The 1,645-nt window shown below is 73.6% G+C and carries 1 protein-coding gene; it reads right to left on the minus strand.

The annotated features are described in order from the left end of the window. Nucleotides 1–19 precede the first annotated feature (19 nt). A complete protein-coding gene (locus ACFRMQ_RS40610) occupies nt 20–1,495 on the minus strand; it encodes a serine hydrolase domain-containing protein (protein WP_380735946.1) in 1,476 nt (491 codons plus the stop codon). Nucleotides 1,496–1,645: the final 150 nt, after the last annotated feature.

Here is a 1,645-nt window from a genome sequence, read left to right on the forward strand (position 1 = left end):
GCCGGGCCCCTCACGCGGTTCAGGACAGGTGCAGGGTGGCGCCCGGGCTGGGGACGGGCGTCGGCGCGGCCGTGGGGTAGGGGGTGGCCGTGGGCGTCGGGTACGGCGACTGGTACGGGGACGGTGAGGGGGAGGGCGACGGGTACGGGGAGGGCGAGGGGGAGGGGGACGGCGACGCGTAGGGCGAGCCCGAGGCGGCCCCGGCCGGCAGCGTGTAGACGTTGTCCGGCGAGACGATCTGTGTGATCGCGGCCGCCAGCAGCGTCGACGGCTCCGAACCCTGGTACGACACATCGGTGTTGAGGATGATGACCAGCGAGGCCTGCGCAGCCGGGAGGTACACCACGACGGTCTCGTACCCGGGCAGCGAGCCGTTGTGCCCGATCCACCCGTGGGTGGTGAACACCCCGAAGCCGTAATTGAGGTCGGGGGTGCCGGTGTCCTGCCCCTTGAGCCGGTCCGCCTGGGTGGCCGGCTTGAGCAGCGGCGTGCCGGTGGCCAGCACCTTCGACCAGGTCTGGAGGTCCGCCAGGTCGGAGATCACCGCGCCGGCCGCCCAGCCCCAGGAGGGGTTCCAGGTGGTGGCGTCGGTGAGCCGGCCGTCCAGGGTCTGGTTGGTGTAGCCGTGGGCGTGCGGGTCGGGGAAGGTCGCGTCGGTCGGGAAGGTCGTGCCGGTGAGCCCGGCCGGGCCGAAGACCTGCGCCTTCAGGTAGTCGCCGAGCGTCTGCCCGCCGACCTTCTCGACCACCTGGCCGAGCAGGATGTAGTTCGTGTTGGAGTACTCGAACCTGCTGCCCGGCGCGAAGTCGGCCGGGTGCTTGAACGCGTACGCGAGCAACTGGTCCGGCGTGAACGGGTGGTCGGGGTCGCTGAGGAACTCGTGCTGGAAGTCCGGGTCGTCGCTGTAGTTGTACAGGCCGCTGCGCATCTGGCCGAGCTGGCGCAGGGTGATCCCGTCACCGCCGGGCACGTCGGCGACGTACTTGGACACCGGGTCGTCCAGGCTGAGCTTGCCCTGGTCGGCCAGGAGCAGCACGGCGGTGGCGGTGAAGGTCTTGGTGACGCTGCCGATCCGGGTGTACAGGTCCGCCGACATGGGCGTGCCGGCGTCCTTGTCGGCGACGCCGAAGTTCCGCTGGTAGCCGCCGTCGGGGGTGGTGTAGCCGACGATCACCCCGGGGATCGACGCCTGGCTCATCACCTGCTTGATCGAGGCGTCCAGTTTGGCGGTGACGTCCGGGGTGAGCGCCACCACCCCGCCGGAGGGGCTGCCGCCGGTCCCGGGGGACGGGCTGAGCGCGGCCGGTTCGGCGGTGAGCCCCGGACCGGCCTGCCGCTGCGCCTGCTCGCCGCCCCCGGAGCAGGCCGAGACGGCGAGCAGGCCGGCCAGCGCGAGGGCGGCGGAGGCCACCCGTACGGAGCGGGGAACGCGGACGGCGCGGGGCGCGTGGAGGGCGCGGGGAGCGGCCGGGCGCGGCCGTCGGGTGTCGGTCATCGGTGCAGGCGCCTCTCTGGGGCGGTCGGCCCCTTGGCGAAGGGCCCCGGAGCGCGCTGCTCGGCGGGCCGGAGCGCCGCTCCACGGGGCCGCTGGGGAGCGTCGCCACCGTAAGCACCGCCGCCGTCCGGCCGCGCGCGGGTCGATGCC

It is taken from the genome of Kitasatospora sp. NPDC056783, assembly GCF_042789895.1.
GTDB lineage: Bacteria > Actinomycetota > Actinomycetes > Streptomycetales > Streptomycetaceae > Kitasatospora.